Source organism: Enterobacter sp. ECC-249 (genome assembly GCF_043965265.1).
Taxonomy (GTDB): domain Bacteria; phylum Pseudomonadota; class Gammaproteobacteria; order Enterobacterales; family Enterobacteriaceae; genus Enterobacter; species Enterobacter quasiroggenkampii.
Genome location: NZ_CP143660.1, coordinates 4,502,725 through 4,517,697, shown reverse-complemented (window position 1 = coordinate 4,517,697; position 14,973 = coordinate 4,502,725). Strand labels below are relative to the sequence as shown.

General features: G+C 56.4%; 16 protein-coding genes. 2 read left to right on the top strand and 14 right to left on the bottom strand.

Translation table 11 applies throughout. The annotated features are described in order from the left end of the window. Positions 1-149: 149 nt before the first annotated feature. From V1587_RS21455 to V1587_RS21410, 10 genes are all read right to left on the bottom strand, one after another. Positions 150-1,136, bottom strand: a complete 987-nt coding sequence (locus V1587_RS21455; protein ID WP_371899722.1) for a glutathione S-transferase family protein — start codon at positions 1,134-1,136, stop codon at positions 150-152. A gap of 71 nt (positions 1,137-1,207) precedes the next feature. Further along, positions 1,208-1,600 (bottom strand): DoxX family protein, encoded by a 393-nt coding sequence (locus tag V1587_RS21450; protein WP_023309292.1) that lies wholly within the window; start codon positions 1,598-1,600, stop codon positions 1,208-1,210. A 252-nt stretch (positions 1,601-1,852) separates the two neighbouring features. Further along, on the bottom strand, positions 1,853-2,149 hold the full coding sequence (locus tag V1587_RS21445; protein WP_371899723.1) for a YqjK-like family protein: 297 nt from the start codon (positions 2,147-2,149) through the stop codon (positions 1,853-1,855). Beyond that, the gene (locus tag V1587_RS21440; RefSeq protein ID WP_014885329.1) at positions 2,146-2,544 is read right to left on the bottom strand and encodes a phage holin family protein; all 399 of its coding nucleotides are present in this window, start codon (positions 2,542-2,544) and stop codon (positions 2,146-2,148) included. The genes V1587_RS21445 and V1587_RS21440 overlap by 4 nt, the downstream gene beginning before the upstream one ends. A gap of 1 nt (position 2,545) precedes the next feature. After that, a complete protein-coding gene (locus V1587_RS21435; protein WP_008503141.1) occupies positions 2,546-2,851 on the bottom strand; it encodes a YqjD family protein in 306 nt (101 codons plus the stop codon). Positions 2,852-2,882: 31 nt separating this feature from the next. Beyond that, positions 2,883-3,251 (bottom strand): DUF1090 domain-containing protein, encoded by a 369-nt coding sequence (locus V1587_RS21430; RefSeq protein ID WP_008503142.1) that lies wholly within the window; start codon positions 3,249-3,251, stop codon positions 2,883-2,885. Between the two features lie 142 nt (positions 3,252-3,393). Further along, the gene (mzrA, locus tag V1587_RS21425) at positions 3,394-3,777 is read right to left on the bottom strand and encodes an EnvZ/OmpR regulon moderator MzrA (RefSeq protein ID WP_023294631.1); all 384 of its coding nucleotides are present in this window, start codon (positions 3,775-3,777) and stop codon (positions 3,394-3,396) included. Between the two features lie 2 nt (positions 3,778-3,779). Then, positions 3,780-4,442: a DedA family general envelope maintenance protein YqjA gene (gene yqjA, locus V1587_RS21420; protein ID WP_023309289.1), complete on the bottom strand. Its 663-nt coding sequence runs from the start codon at positions 4,440-4,442 to the stop codon at positions 3,780-3,782. A 344-nt stretch (positions 4,443-4,786) separates the two neighbouring features. Then, a complete protein-coding gene (gene exuR, locus V1587_RS21415) occupies positions 4,787-5,563 on the bottom strand; it encodes a transcriptional regulator ExuR (RefSeq protein ID WP_023615584.1) in 777 nt (258 codons plus the stop codon). A 190-nt stretch (positions 5,564-5,753) separates the two neighbouring features. Then, on the bottom strand, positions 5,754-7,052 hold the full coding sequence (locus V1587_RS21410; RefSeq protein WP_045910065.1) for an MFS transporter: 1,299 nt from the start codon (positions 7,050-7,052) through the stop codon (positions 5,754-5,756). Positions 7,053-7,527: 475 nt separating this feature from the next. Between V1587_RS21410 and uxaC the strand changes: the two genes are divergently transcribed. Next, positions 7,528-8,940: a glucuronate isomerase gene (uxaC, locus tag V1587_RS21405; RefSeq protein WP_371899724.1), complete on the top strand. Its 1,413-nt coding sequence runs from the start codon at positions 7,528-7,530 to the stop codon at positions 8,938-8,940. 17 nt (positions 8,941-8,957) lie between these two features. Continuing rightward, entirely contained in the window at positions 8,958-10,445 is a 1,488-nt protein-coding gene (locus V1587_RS21400; protein WP_371899725.1) for a UxaA family hydrolase, read from the top strand. Positions 10,446-10,584: 139 nt separating this feature from the next. On the opposite strand, the gene sstT is transcribed toward V1587_RS21400, so the two are convergent. The 4 genes from sstT to V1587_RS21380 form a co-directional block, all read right to left on the bottom strand. Further along, positions 10,585-11,826 (bottom strand): serine/threonine transporter SstT, encoded by a 1,242-nt coding sequence (sstT, locus tag V1587_RS21395; protein WP_371899726.1) that lies wholly within the window; start codon positions 11,824-11,826, stop codon positions 10,585-10,587. Positions 11,827-12,097: 271 nt separating this feature from the next. Then, the gene (locus V1587_RS21390) at positions 12,098-13,066 is read right to left on the bottom strand and encodes a TerC family protein (RefSeq protein WP_023309283.1); all 969 of its coding nucleotides are present in this window, start codon (positions 13,064-13,066) and stop codon (positions 12,098-12,100) included. Positions 13,067-13,317: 251 nt separating this feature from the next. Beyond that, complete coding sequence (locus V1587_RS21385) at positions 13,318-14,316, bottom strand: Gfo/Idh/MocA family protein (protein WP_371899727.1); 999 nt, start codon at positions 14,314-14,316, stop codon at positions 13,318-13,320. Between the two features lie 70 nt (positions 14,317-14,386). Further along, positions 14,387-14,890 (bottom strand): YgjP-like metallopeptidase domain-containing protein, encoded by a 504-nt coding sequence (locus V1587_RS21380; protein ID WP_131633444.1) that lies wholly within the window; start codon positions 14,888-14,890, stop codon positions 14,387-14,389. Positions 14,891-14,973: the final 83 nt, after the last annotated feature.

The window sequence follows — 14,973 nt, the reverse complement described above, 5'->3', positions numbered from 1 at the left end:
GGCATTTACCCGTCATACTTCAAGTTGCCTGGGCGTTGGCTTTCCTCGCTCACCCCAGTCACGTACTAATGTACGCTCCTGGGGATTCGCTGCGTCGCCGCCTTCACGCAACTTGAATTATTTAGGGTATTGATTGGTGCCCTTAATATTTATCCAAAACGCACGTCGCGCCCGTGCGGTTCATCCAGGTTCTGCCACGGGCCGATGGAGATAATGCCCGTCGGGTTGATGGTCTTGTGGCTGCGGAAATAGTGGGTGCGAATATGGTCGAAGTCGACCGTGTCGGCGATACCCGGCATCTGGTAGATGTCGCGCAGGAAACCATACAGGTTCAGGTAGTCGCTGATGCGGTGTTTATCGCACTTAAAGTGGGTGACATAGACCGGATCAAAGCGAACCAGCGTGGTCCACAGGCGAATGTCCGCTTCCGTCAGGCGATCGCCCGTCAGGTAGCGATGCTGGCCCAGGATCTGTTCCAGGCGCTCCAGTGATTCAAACACCTTTCCAACCGCTTCGTCATACGCTTCCTGGCTGGTGGCGAAACCGGCCTTATAGACACCGTTGTTGACGTTGTCGTAAATCCAGCTGTTCAGCTCATCAATCTTATCGCGCAGTTCAACCGGGTAGTAATCCCCGGCGCGGGCGCCGTGCGCATCAAATGCGGTATTGAACATGCGGATGATTTCCGCAGACTCATTGCTGACAATCGTCTGGTTTTTCTTGTCCCACAGCACCGGCACGGTCACGCGCCCGGTGTAGTGCGGATCGGCGCGCAGATAGAGCTGGTACAGGAAATCGTGGTGATACAGTTCGTCGCCGGTTGCCGCAGGGAAATCATTGTCAAACGTCCAGCCGTTTTCCAGCATCAGCGGGTTGACGACTGAAACTGGAATTAAAGATTCGAGACCTTTCAGCTTGCGCACAATCAGCGTGCGGTGAGCCCACGGGCAGGCGAGGGAAACATAAAGATGATAACGATCTTTCTCAGCCGCGAAGCCGCCTTCGCCGCTTGGGCCCGGCGCACCGTCCGCGGTCAGCCAGTTACGGAAGGCCGAAACAGAGCGCTTAAAGCGACCTCCGGTGGATTTGGTGTCATACCAGACATCCTGCCAGACGCCGTCTACGAGTTGTCCCATTTTTTCTCCTCCGTCAGATAGCAAAAGCGAGGAGATGTCTCCTCGCTTTGTGTTTATTCAGTATAGCGTGCTTACCATTTCTTATTCAGAACGCGGTCGATGCTGTATGCGCCCGGGCCAGTGACCGCCAGCAGCAGGAAGCCACCCGCGATGGTCAGGTTTTTCATGAACATCAGAGAGTTCACGCCTTCCGCAAAGTTGCTGTGGAAGATGAACGCCGTCAGCACGGTGAAGCCTGCGGTAAACAGCGCGGTGGTGCGGGTCAGGAAGCCGAACAGGACTGCCAGGCCGCCGCCGAACTCAAGAAGAATGGTCAGTGGCAACAGGAACCCCGGAACGCCCATGGCTTCCATATACTGCTGGGTACCCGCATAACCGGTAATTTTGCCCCAACCTGCCACGATGAACAGAATTGGCATCAGAATACGCGCTACCAGTACACCAACATCTTCTAATTTTTTCATTTTACTCTCCAGGAAACCACATCAGCGGCTGAACGTTATTTGTCTGCAATTACGGGTAGATACCGCGTCGTTGCTGTCGATGGAGAGCATCATAAACGTGACGGTGGGCGATTGTTAGCAAGGAAAACTGTCAATCTTCTTCAAAGATATTGAGTAAAGGGGGGGAGAGGATTTTGCCGGGTGGCGCTGCGCTTACCCGGCCTACGAGTGTAAGTAGGCCGGGTAAGGCGTAGCCGCCACCCGGCGAGAAGGCTAGCGTAATTGCTGCTGCCGCAACGTTGCTTTCACCAGACGCCAGGCGCTCCATGCACCAAACCCACGGCGCGCCCAGCGGATGAGCATATTTGGATGACGAACGGACCAGATAGCCATCACGCTGCTGCCGACCAGCGCCCATGAACGCAGGCTCAGGAAGGTGTTCCAGCCCCGATCAAACCGTCGCGTCGCGTCAATCCAGTCGCGACGGTCGGCAGACAGATCCAGCCTCTGCTGCTGGATCTGGCTTAGCAGGTACGCTTTTCGCTTTTGACGTTCGGCTTTACCGCTCACGGCTTGTCATCCTCCAGCAGGGCGCGATCGTTAGCCAGCTCCTGACGCGTATGGCGCAGGAAAGTGGATTTACGCGCTTTACGCAGCGTCCAGATACCGCCAATCAACGCTGCGACCAGCAGAACGACGGTGGTGGCAATCATCGCGTTAAGACGATACTGCGGATCAATGGCCCAGATGATTAACACCATCAGGCTCATCAGTCCAAACGCGGCGAAGAGCATGGTGAGTCCGAGCATCAGCAGCATCTGGAAGAGGTTGGCTTTCTCCTCTTCCAGCTCGACCACTGCCAGCCGGACGCGCGTTTCGGCAATCCCGACCAGCGTCGTTAAAATACGCTGGCCGATGCCGAGGACGTTGTTAGCAGGCCCTTGTGCGTGACGAGGATCTTCCATATCAACGACGCGTCAGCAGGACACCCAGTACCACACCGACTGCGGCACCAATCCCTACGCCCGTCCATGGATTATCACGTACGTATTCGTCCGCACGCGCGGCCGCTTCGCGGGTCTGTTTTGCCAGCGCATCGCCGGTTTCACCCAGGCGATAGCGGCTCTCTTTCAGCGCCTGCTCCGCTTTGCTGCGCAGCTTGCTGACCTCTTCTTTTGACTTGTCAGCAGAGGAGTTCAGCACCTCTTCAAGGGTATCGGCCAGGGATTTCAGTTCAGCGCGCAGATGTTCAGACGTCGTATCTTTTGACATGATTCTCTCTCCTGTTGAGATTTCCGTTAACTCAATAATCGCGAGCTTCCAGCGCTTTCAGGTCGTCCTGCGCTTCTTTCAACTTCTTCTCGCGCTTAGCAATTTTTTCCGCATCCCCTTTCTCTTTCGCTTCCTGCAGGTCGCGACGGCGCTCGGCTATCTCGTCCTTCTGTTCAGCGATTTTCTTCTGATGGTCGGCACGAAGCTTGCTGTCTGAACAGTTCGCTTTCACTTCGCTCAGCGCTTTTTTGAGACCATCAACACGGTGCTGATTGTTATGCTTTTCGGCATAACCGATCTCACGCTGAATATCCTGTTCTTTCTCCTGACAGAGAGAGTTTGCGAAGGATGCTGTGCTTAAAGAAAAAAGGGCCAGAGCCAGAGTCATGCGGAATTTCATTATCGAAACCTTCCATTGTGTGGCGGCATAAGCCGCTATCCAAAGTTATGCGGAGTACATCGAGGGGTGCTCCGCGTACTTAAGCATAGTAAGTAAACGGGGGATTCACCAAAGTGAGTGAAAAGATTCGGAATCCTGGAAGTTATCCAAACCGATGCGACGTATCGCGAATCAGCGACAGCCAGGCTGCAGGCTGGCTGTCATCTTCCTGCTGAGCAATGATGTACCCGTGCGGCAGCGTACGGTCGAGAACCACTTTCGCGGCGGCACTTTGCGCACGGGAATCAAATTTGATCAGTAAAACATCGTCCTGCGGGGTGATGCTCTTAAAGCGGATCCCATTCGCATCCAGATGATGCCAGACAGAAAAACCGTCAGGCACGCTGGCACCCTGGTTCACCGGGCGAATGGCCAGCGTGGATTCCTGGTGCGAAAGCGCGCTCCATGCCAGCAGCATGGCGCTGAGCACTACCAGCGTAATCACAGCGCAGGCAAAACGGCGCAGGGCGAGCGGTGAGATAGCCATCGTTAGCCTCTGGCTCCGTATTTCTTTTTCCACAGCACGACCAGGGAGCCGATCAGGCCGAAGACCAGCAGCACAACGGGCAGCAGCATCAGGCAGGACATGAGCTGGTCTTCATATTTCATAAAGACCGGCGTTTTACCCAGGGCATAGCCGAGCGTCGTCAGGATAAGCACCCATAACAGACCGCTCATCCAGTTAAAGAACTGGAAGCGCGCGCTGCTCAGCCCCGACAGACCGGCAATGGTCGGCAGCAGGGTACGTACAAACGCGATAAAGCGGCCAATCAGCAGCGCGGAAAGCCCGTGCTTATGGAAAAGGTGGTGCGCCCGCTGATGATAATGTGCAGGCAGGTGCGAGAGCCAGTTCTGGACGATCCGGGTATTGCCCAGCCATCTTCCCTGGATGTAGCTCACCCAGCAGCCGAGGCTGGCCGCGACGGTCAGTAATAAAATGGTGTGCGGAAACGCCATCGCCCCTTTGGCACACAGCACGCCGACAAGCACCAGCAAACTGTCACCGGGCAGGAAGGCTGCAGGCAGCAAACCGTTCTCAAGGAACAGGATCATAAACAAGACGAAATAGAGCATGCCAATCATGGAAGGGTTGGCCAGCGTTTCAAAATCCTGCGCCCAGAGGGCATGCAGTAGTTGGGTCAAAAGTTCCATTCAGTGTTCCTGGAAATCGGTTAACGTCACGCCTGTTATCCGGGGCAAACAGCACGGCGACATTGTTGTGATTTCATTATGGTCGCTCGCGGACACATTGCGGTGTGGCCAACACGGTTCCCTGTTAATTGGCTGGTTAGCAAGCACTAACTTACAAAATAACGAAGTGAATCCAATTGTAACAAAGCCCAACGTTCTGCGTCACAGAATTTGCAGGCGTGAGTTGATTTTGGCGTAAGCCCAGGAAGTGAGCGAGGGGATTTACAAAGGCTGACACTATATATGTTTTGCTTACCCACTGAAGCCAGAAGGCGCAGCGAGGCGCCTGCCAGCGGGAAGGTCATCTATTTTGCGGCACTGGGAGCCGTATCGAGATGAACGACGGGATTATCGGCGAAAAGATAGCGGTCAGCGTTAAATTCGAAGTCATCGCTGGTTTCATTGAACAGCATCTGCTTGGTGTTTTCGAGGTGCTGCCACATCGCCAGCTTAGCGGCATGCGGATCTTTACGAATCAGCGCCTTAAGGATTTGATCGTGATCGTCACACCAGTTGTCGACGGTTCGGGAATCGATATGGTCGTGCAGTTTTTTCCAGTACGGGTTGTGAACGCGCTGAGTCCACATTTTCTCAACGATTGCCGCCAGCGCCGTATTCTGGGTTGCCAGGGCGACCTGGACGTGGAACTGCAGATCCCATTCTGAATCGCGGAAACATTTTTCCTTACGCGCATTCTCCTGGATTTCCATCAGCTTCATGATGTCCTGCTTGGTCACCTGCGTCGCCGCAAATTCGGCAATGTTGCTTTCAATCAGCTGGCGAGCCTGGAGCAGCTCAAACGGACCATAGCTGGCGAATTCCAGGCTTTCGTCCGCGACGGGAGAGTGTTTTGGCAGATTGGAAATGACGTGAATGCCGGATCCTTTGCGTACCTCAACGTAGCCTTCCACTTCCAGCATGATGATCGCTTCGCGCACAACGGTGCGGCTGACGCTTTTTTCATCCGCGATGAAGCGCTCGGCGGGCAGTTTATCACCGACAAGATAGACCCCTTGCTCGATGCGATCTTTCAGCTCCGCAGCAAGTTGCTGATATAAACGACGTGGTTCGGTGATTTCCATATGCGCTCCAGGCAGGGTACGGCAGATGATTTGTTATACCACTTTTGCGTGCCACTCTCCAGATTTTGCCATTAAAAAAGCCGCTACTGAGCGGCCTTTAAATGCCGGGTGGCGCTGCGCTTACCCGGCTTGCGGTTTTGTTGGGTGTTGTAGGCCGGGTAAGGCGAAGCCGCCACCCGGCACAGCGGAGCTAACTCTGCGTGGCTGGTTTCCCGAGCGACTCTTTCGCCAGCTCCTCTGCCGATTTGCTTTTCAGCACCGTCCAGATCACCACCGCGCCCAGCAGGTCGAAGATAGCCAGCACGGCGAACAGCGGGCTGAAGCCGATGGTATCCGCCAGCGCGCCGACCACCAGCGCAAACATCGTACTCGCGGTCCAGGCGGCCATGCCTGTCAGACCGTTAGCGGTGGCCACTTCGTTACGACCAAAGACGTCAGACGAGAGCGTAATCAGCGCGCCGGACAGGGACTGGTGCGCAAAACCACCGATGCACAGCAGGGCAATGGCGACGTACGGGCTGGTGAACAGGCCGATCATGCCCGGGCCAATCATCAGCAGGGCGCCCATGGTGACTACCATCTTACGGGAAACAATCAAGTTCACCCCAAACCAGCGCTGGAACAGCGGTGGCAGGTAGCCGCCCACGATACAGCCCAGGTCAGCGAACAGCATGGGCATCCAGGCAAACATCGCGATCTCTTTCAGGTTAAAGCCGTAGACTTTAAACATGAACAGCGGGATCCACGCGTTAAAGGTACCCCACGCCGGTTCTGCCAGGAAACGCGGCAGGGCGATACCCCAGAACTGACGGGTGCCCAGGATCTGCCAGACGGTCATTTTCTTGCCGTTGTTGGTCTGATGCTGCGCTTCCTGACCACCAATAATGTATTCGCGTTCTTCTTCGGAGAGTTTTTTCTGATCGCGCGGGTGCTTATAGAAAACCAGCCATGCGATTGCCCAGGCGAAGCTCAGCACGCCGGAGATGATGAAGGCCATCTGCCAGCTGTGCATCACGATAGCCCACACCACCAGCGGTGGCGCAATCATTGCCCCGATGGACGAGCCTACGTTGAAGTAGCCGACCGCAATGGAGCGTTCTTTTGCCGGGAACCACTCGGAGCTGGCCTTGAGGCCGGCCGGGATCATCGCGGCTTCTGCCGCACCGACCGCACCGCGCGCCAGCGCCAGGCCGCCCCAGCTTCCCGCCAGCGCGGTTGCGCCGCAGAACACCGCCCAGGCGATGGCGAAGAAGGCATAACCGATTTTGGTACCGAGGATATCCAGCACATAGCCTGCAACAGGCTGCATGATGGTATACGCCGCGGAATAGGCGGCAATGATGTAGGAGTATTGCTGTGTGGAGATATGCAGCTCTTCCATTAACGTCGGCGCTGCGGCTGCCACGGTGTTACGCGTCAGGTAGCCCAGCACGGTGCCTAACGTCACCAGTGCGATCATATACCAACGTAACCCTTTAATTTTACGCATCTAAAACCTCATCGTTATGTTATGTCCGCGCCAGAGCACGGCAACCTCTCAACCGTTTCCGGGAGCAGTTGTGTAACGGGAGGGGCGTAGCGGGAGCATGTCCCGGAACGGCCCGAACCTTGCCATAAGTAAGCGTGCATAAGTCGGTATCCGTACCGTTAAACCCGATGTCTCTCACACCGGTAATGCATTCCGTCGGCTGAGTGTTTGCGACGGCGAAAAGATAACTTGTCATACAACTTTAAAAGGTGAGTGACATCACAAATGTATGATTCTTTGTAGGGACATTAAACGCTGCGCGCAAAGCCAGTAATGGCGCGGCCTGTAGAAGTGTTTACGCCATCGAGGGTAATTTATTTGTTGGCGTTTATTGATCTCACTCACGAAAAAAGCTTCGGTGGGTGGGAATTGGTGTGATAACTTTGCAGCATATGAACATACGCTTTCTGACGCTCCCGTAATGAGGAAGACGATAATGACGCCGTTTATGACCGACGATTTTCTGTTAGATACCGAATTTGCTCGCCGCCTGTACCACGACTACGCAAAAGATCAGCCGATTTTCGACTACCACTGCCATTTACCGCCGCAGCAGGTTGCCGAAAATTATCGTTTCAAAAACCTGTATGATATTTGGCTGAAGGGTGACCACTACAAATGGCGTGCCATGCGCACCAACGGCGTGGCGGAACGCCTGTGTACCGGTGACGCCACCGACCGCGAGAAGTTTGATGCCTGGGCGGCGACCGTTCCGCACACCATCGGTAACCCGCTCTATCACTGGACGCATCTTGAGCTGCGTCGCCCGTTTGGCATCACCGGCAAGCTGCTCTCCCCAACGACCGCAGATGAAATCTGGGATCGGTGCAATGCGCTGCTGGCGCAGGAGAACTTCTCCGCGCGCGGCATCATGAAGCAGATGAACGTGAAGATGGTGGGCACCACCGACGATCCGATTGATTCCCTGGAGCATCATGCCGTTGTCGCCAAAGACACTTCTTTTGATATCAAAGTGCTGCCAAGCTGGCGCCCGGACAAAGCCTTCAACATTGAGCAGGCCACGTTTAACGACTACATGGCGAAGCTGGCGGAAGTGTCCGATACCGACATCCGTCGTTTCACCGATCTGCAAACCGCGCTGACCAAACGTCTGGATCACTTCGCGGCGCACGGCTGTAAAGTCTCTGACCACGCGCTGGACGTCGTACTGTTCGCGGAATCAAACGAGGCCGAGCTGGACAGCATTCTGGCGCGTCGCCTGTCCGGTGAATCGCTTAGCGAGCACGAAGTGGCGCAGTTCAAAACGGCGGTACTGGTATTCCTCGGTGCGGAATACGCCCGTCGCGGCTGGGTACAGCAGTACCATATCGGCGCGCTGCGCAATAACAACCAGCGTCAGTTTAAGCTGCTGGGCGCGGATGTGGGCTTCGACTCCATCAACGACCGTCCGCTGGCCGAGGAGCTGTCTAAGCTGCTGAGCAAACAGAACGAGCAGAACCTCCTGCCGAAAACCATTCTCTACTGCCTGAACCCGCGCGATAACGAAGTGCTGGGCACTATGGTCGGCAACTTCCAGGGCGAAGGGATGCCGGGCAAGATGCAGTTCGGTTCCGGCTGGTGGTTCAACGATCAGAAGGACGGCATGGAGCGTCAGATGACGCAGCTGGCGCAGCTTGGCCTGCTGAGCCGCTTTGTCGGCATGCTGACCGACAGCCGCAGCTTCCTGTCCTATACCCGTCATGAATATTTCCGCCGCATTCTGTGCCAGATGATTGGCCGCTGGGTGCACGCAGGCGAAGCGCCGGCGGATATCCAGCTGCTGGGTGAAATGGTGAAAAACATCTGCTTTAACAATGCGCGTGACTACTTCGCCATTGAACTGAACTAAGGCCGTTTGAGGTTGATATGCAATACATCAAAATCCATTCGCTGGATAACGTGGCCGTCGCGCTGACGGATCTCGCTGAAGGCGACGTGGCGATCGTTGATAACCAGAGCGTCACCCTGCGTCAGGCGATTGCTCGCGGACACAAGTTTGCCGTGAAGCCTCTCGCTAAAGGGGACAACGTCGTGAAGTACGGCCTGCCGATTGGGCATGCGTTAGCGGATATCGCGCCGGGTGAACATCTTCATTCCCACAATACCCGCACCAATCTGAGCGATCTGGACGAGTACAGCTATCAACCTGATTTACCTGGGGCACAAGAGCAGGCGGCGGATCGTGAAGTGCAGATCTACCGCCGCGCCAGCGGCGACGTGGGGATCCGCAACGAGCTGTGGATCCTCCCGACCGTCGGATGCGTGAACGGGATTGCGCGCCAGATCCAGACGCGCTTCCTGAAAGAGACCAATAATGCCGAAGGCACCGACGGGGTGCATCTGTTCAGCCACACCTACGGCTGCTCCCAGCTCGGCGACGACCACATTAACACCCGCACCATGCTGCAAAACATGGTGCGTCACCCGAACGCGGGCGCGGTGCTGGTGATTGGCCTGGGCTGCGAGAACAACCAGGTTGATGCCTTCCGCGACACGCTGGGCGAGTTTGACCCTGAGCGCGTGCATTTTATGGTGTGCCAGCATCAGGATGACGAAGTGGAAGCGGGCGTTGAGCAGCTTCATCAGCTGTATGAAGTGATGCGCCACGACAGGCGCGAGCAGGGCAAGCTGAGCGAGCTGAAGTTTGGTCTGGAGTGCGGCGGGTCTGACGGCCTGTCCGGCATCACCGCCAACCCGATGCTGGGCCGCTTCTCGGATTACGTGATTGCTAACGGCGGCACCACCGTGCTGACCGAAGTGCCGGAGATGTTCGGCGCGGAACGTATTCTGATGAGCCACTGCCGCGACGAGGAGACGTTTGAAAAAACCGTCACCATGGTGAACGACTTCAAACAGTACTTTATCGCCCACAATCAGCCGATTTACGAGAACCCGTCGCCGGGTAACAAAGCGGGTGGGATAACAACGCTTGAGGAAAAATCCCTCGGCTGCACCCAGAAAGCGGGCGCGAGCCAGGTGGTTGATGTTCTGCGCTACGGCGAGCGCCTGAAAACGCACGGTCTGAACCTGCTGAGCGCGCCGGGTAACGATGCGGTCGCCACCAGCGCGCTGGCCGGTGCCGGCTGCCACATGGTGCTGTTCAGCACCGGGCGCGGCACGCCGTACGGCGGTTTTGTGCCGACGGTGAAAATCGCCACCAACAGCGAGCTGGCAGCGAAGAAAAAACACTGGATCGACTTTGATGCCGGGCAGCTTATCCACGGCAAGGCGATGCCGCAGCTGCTGACGGAATTCGTGGACGCGATTGTGGAATTTGCCAACGGCAGGCAGACCTGTAACGAGAAGAACGACTTCCGCGAGCTGGCGATCTTTAAGAGCGGTGTGACGCTTTAATCGGTGCGCCCTGATGCCCTCACCCTGGCCCTCTCCCACGGGGAGAGGGTACAAACACTAAAAACGGCAACCTCAGGGTTGCCGTTTTGCGTTTACCCTGTAGGCCCGGTAAGGCGTATCCGCCACCGGGCTTTTCTTTTTAACTGCGCAGGGCGTTCTTCGCTAAACGCGCGTCTTCCGCCTGGCACACGGCGGCGGTAAACATCACGTCGGTGGAGGAGTTGATCGCGGTTTCGCAGGAGTCCTGCAATACGCCGATGATAAAGCCTACCGCAACCACCTGCATGGCGATCTCGTTCGGGATGCCGAACATATTACACGCCAGCGGGATCAGCAGCAGGGAACCGCCCGCCACGCCGGATGCGCCGCAGGCACACAGCGAGGCCACCACGCTCAGCAGCAGCGCGGTTGGCAGATCCACCGGAATACCCAGCGTATGCACCGCGGCCAGCGTAAGCACCGTAATGGTGATGGCCGCCCCCGCCATATTGACGGTCGCCCCCAGTGGGATTGAGACGGAATAGGTATCGCGGTCCAGATTCAGCTTCTCACACAGGGACATGTTGACCGGAATGTTTGCCGCCGAGCTGCGGGTGAAGAAAGCGGTCACGCCGCTTTCGCGCAGGCACATCAGCACCAGCGGGTACGGGTTACGACGGGTCTGCAGAAATACCAGCAGCGGATTAATCACCAGCGCTACGACGGCCATACAGCCAATCAGCACCAGCAGCAGTTGCGCATAGCCCCACAGCGCGCCGAAACCGGTGGTTGCCAGCGTGGATGCCACGAGGCCAAAAATACCAATCGGCGCAAAGCGGATGACCACCGTCACGATAAACGTGACGGCGTGAGAAAGGTCGTTAACCAGGTTTTTGGTCGTGTCGTTGCTGTGGCGCAGAGCGAAGCCCAGGCCGACGGCCCAAACCAGGATCCCGATGTAGTTCGCGTTAATCAGAGCATGGATCGGGTTGGCGACAATGCTCATCAGCAGGCCGTGCATCACCTCCACGATACCCGCGGGCGGCGTAATATCGGTAGCGCCAGTGGTCAACTGCAGCGTGGACGGGAAGATAAAGCTAACGACAACCGCCGTCAGCGCGGCCGAGAACGTCCCCAGCAGGTACATCCAAAGAATCGGGCGAATATTGGTTTTCTGCCCCTGCTGGTGGTTGGCGATTGAGGCCATCACCAGCGTCAAAACCAGAACCGGCGCGACCGCTTTCAGCGCGCCGACGAACAGTGTGCCGAGCAGGCCAGTAGCCTCCGCGGCAGGTTTTGAGATCAGTGCCAGCGCGACGCCGAGCACCAGTCCAACCAGTATTTGCTTAACAAGGCTGCCGCGCGACAGACGCGCAAGCAGGCCCGATGAGGATGTCGTCATGAGCGTTCCTTAAGTGAAATTGCGTTCCATCCCGGATGTGCTCTTAGTCACATTTATGTCCGGATGTAAGTAAATGTTTGCCTGGTCGAGTATAGGGAAAGCGTCTGCGGAGGGAAGCGTAAAATGCTGGATTTTACGTGTCGCGTCATGTTTTTTAACTATTGATTAACGAAAGTGCCGGGTGGCGCTACGCTTACCCGGCCTACATTGCATTTCCCCCTCTCCCTGTGGGAGAGGGGCGGGGTGAGGGCATCAGCCCGCACCGAACGTTTTACTCCACCTGCTGCTTCTTATCGTGCTGGCGGTTAACCCAGGTATTGATAATCAGCGTCACGATCAGAATGCCAAACACCACGCCGAGCGAAATGGCGATCGGGATATGGTAGAAATCGACGATCAGCATTTTGATACCGATAAACACCAGAATCACCGACAGGCCGTACTTCAGCATTGAGAAGCGCTCCGCTGCACCCGCCAGCAGGAAGTACATCGCACGCAGGCCGAGGATCGCAAACAGGTTTGAGGTCAGGACGATGAACGGGTCGGTGGTAACCGCGAAAATGGCCGGAATGCTGTCCACGGCGAAAATCACGTCGCTCAGCTCAACCAGTATCAGCACCAGCAGCAGCGGAGTGGCAAACAGCAGGCCGTTCTTGCGCACGAAGAAGTGCTCGCTCTCGATCTTGTCGGTCATGCGCAGATGGCCTCGGATCCACTTCACCAGCGGGCGATCGCCAATCGCAGAGCCGTCCTCTTTCGCCAGCGCCATTTTGACACCGGTAAACAGCAGAAACGCGCCGAAGACGTACAGCAGCCATTCGAACTGGGTAATCAGCCAGCTGCCGGCGAAGATCATGATAGTACGAAGGATAATCGCGCCAAGCACGCCGTAGACCAGCACGCGGCGCTGCAGGGCCGCAGGTACGGCGAAGTAGCTGAACAGCATTAGCCAGACGAAGACGTTATCGACCGCCAGGGCTTTTTCGATCAGATAGCCGGTGAGGAAGGCGAGTGCCTGAGGATCGGCCACCGCGCGGCCTTCGGTCGAGGCCAGATACCACCAGAAGGCGGCACAGAAAAGCAGGGAGAGGGTGACCCACACCAGCGACCAGGCCGCAGCCTGTTTCATGGTCATGCCGTGCGCGCCGCGACGCCCCTGTAAAAAGAGGTCGATCGCCAGCATGATGAGCACGACAACCGCGAATCCGCCCCACAACATGGGAGTGCCGACAGAATGCATACTATTTTCCTTACACATAAAAAACAAAAACGGCCATGGTCAGAAGACGATAGCCGTTAGCTTTTTATGCATAGACCTCGCCTTCCGGCAAGGTCTCACTTACAACCACGAGGGTTGCCCGGCGACCGGATGCGGTATTGCACGCATCGTAATGACGATCCACCGGCGAAGAAGTTACTCCCCTTTGCAGGTAACAAAATATGTCAGACCATTGGTTTCGTCAATGGTCTGCGCCGTTTCATTACACAGCTTTACGCGATAGCTTCCGCGCTCACGCCGTCAGCCGGGAACACCACGCCTGTCTGACGGCGGATCTCAGTTTGCAGCTTCGCCGTGGTGCGGCTCACCGCAAGGCCTGGGTGATTCACTTCGTTGTCTTCCACCAGACGGGCGAAGACCTCTGCCTCATAGAGCATAGTGTTAATATGCTGAGGCTGCGTCAGCTCCTGCGCTTTGCCGCCGCGCGGCACAAAGCTCACCTTCTGGCATTCGGAGATCTTCTCGATAACCAGCGAGCCCGCTTCGCCCTGAATTTCGCTCGGCAGCACGGAATCGCTTACTTTGGAGTGCTGCAGCGTGACGCTGAAATCACCGTAGTCCAGCACTGCTATACCGTGCGCATCCACGCCGCTCTCCAGCAGGCTGGCGGTGGCCGTGACGCCGTGCGGCTCGCCCCACAGTGCCACGGCAGAGGCCAGGCAGTAGAAGCCGATATCCATAATCGAGCCGTTAGAGAAGGCCGGATTAAAGGTGTTCGGGTTCTCGCCGTCGAGATAGCGCTGGTAGCGCGACGAGTACTGGCAGTAGTTGATGAACGCTTTACGCACTTTGCCAATTTTCGGCAGTGACTGCTGCAGCAGCAGGAAATTCGGCAGGCTGGCGGTTTTGAAGGCTTCGAACAGCACCACCTGGTTTTCGCGGGCAAGTGCAATAGCCGCTTCGACTTCATCGATGTTCGACGCCAGCGGCTTCTCGCAAATCACATGCTTTTTGTGGCTGAGGAACAGCTTCGTTTGCGGGAAGTGCAGGGAGTTCGGGCTGGCGATATACACCGCGTCAATGGCGTCGCTTTGCGCCATCTCATCAAGCGAGGTGAAGAGATGCTCGACGAGGTAATCGTTGGCAAAACTCTGCGCCTGCTCAAGGCTGCGGGAATAGACTGCGGTAAGTTTCAGTTTGCCGGTTTCGTGGGCGGCGTCGACGAACTGGCGCGTGATCCAGTTCGTTCCAATGACTGCGAAACGTATCATAAACGTTTACGTACTCCGTAGCGGGGAACCTTTAGCCACTGTAGCACGTCATCATGACAATTCGCGTGCGCTATTCCGCATTACCTTTTAACGATAAATGCGTAAGCCACAGCCGGGTATCAAACTCCAGCTGATGGTACTGCGGCTCCATGTGGCAGCACAGGGAATAGAAGGCTTTGTCGTGCTCTTTCTCTTTAAGGTGCGCCAGCTCGTGCACCACGATCATCCGCAGAAACGCTTCCGGCGCGTTACGGAAAACCGTCGCGACGCGGATCTCCGCCTTGGCCTTCAGCTTGCCGCCCTGTACGCGGGAGATGGCGGTGTGCAGGCCGAGCGCGTTTTTCAGCACGTGGATCTTGTTGTCATACATGACTTTATTGATCGGCGGGGCGCTTCTCAGATACCGGTTTTTCAGATCCTGCGTATACTGCCAGAGTGCTTTATCGGTCGCGAAATCGTGGGTGCCGGGGTAGCGTTTTTCCAGCACCGCGCCCAGCTTCTGCTCGGCAATCAGGCTGCGAACCTGAGTCAGTAAATGCTCCGGGTAGCCCTGGAGATAAGTAAGTTGGTTCATCAACGCCCCAAATCGACAATAAAACGGGTATACTCACGCACCCTTTTCAGGGATACGCCAAATTTTACCATTCAGGAGGGCCG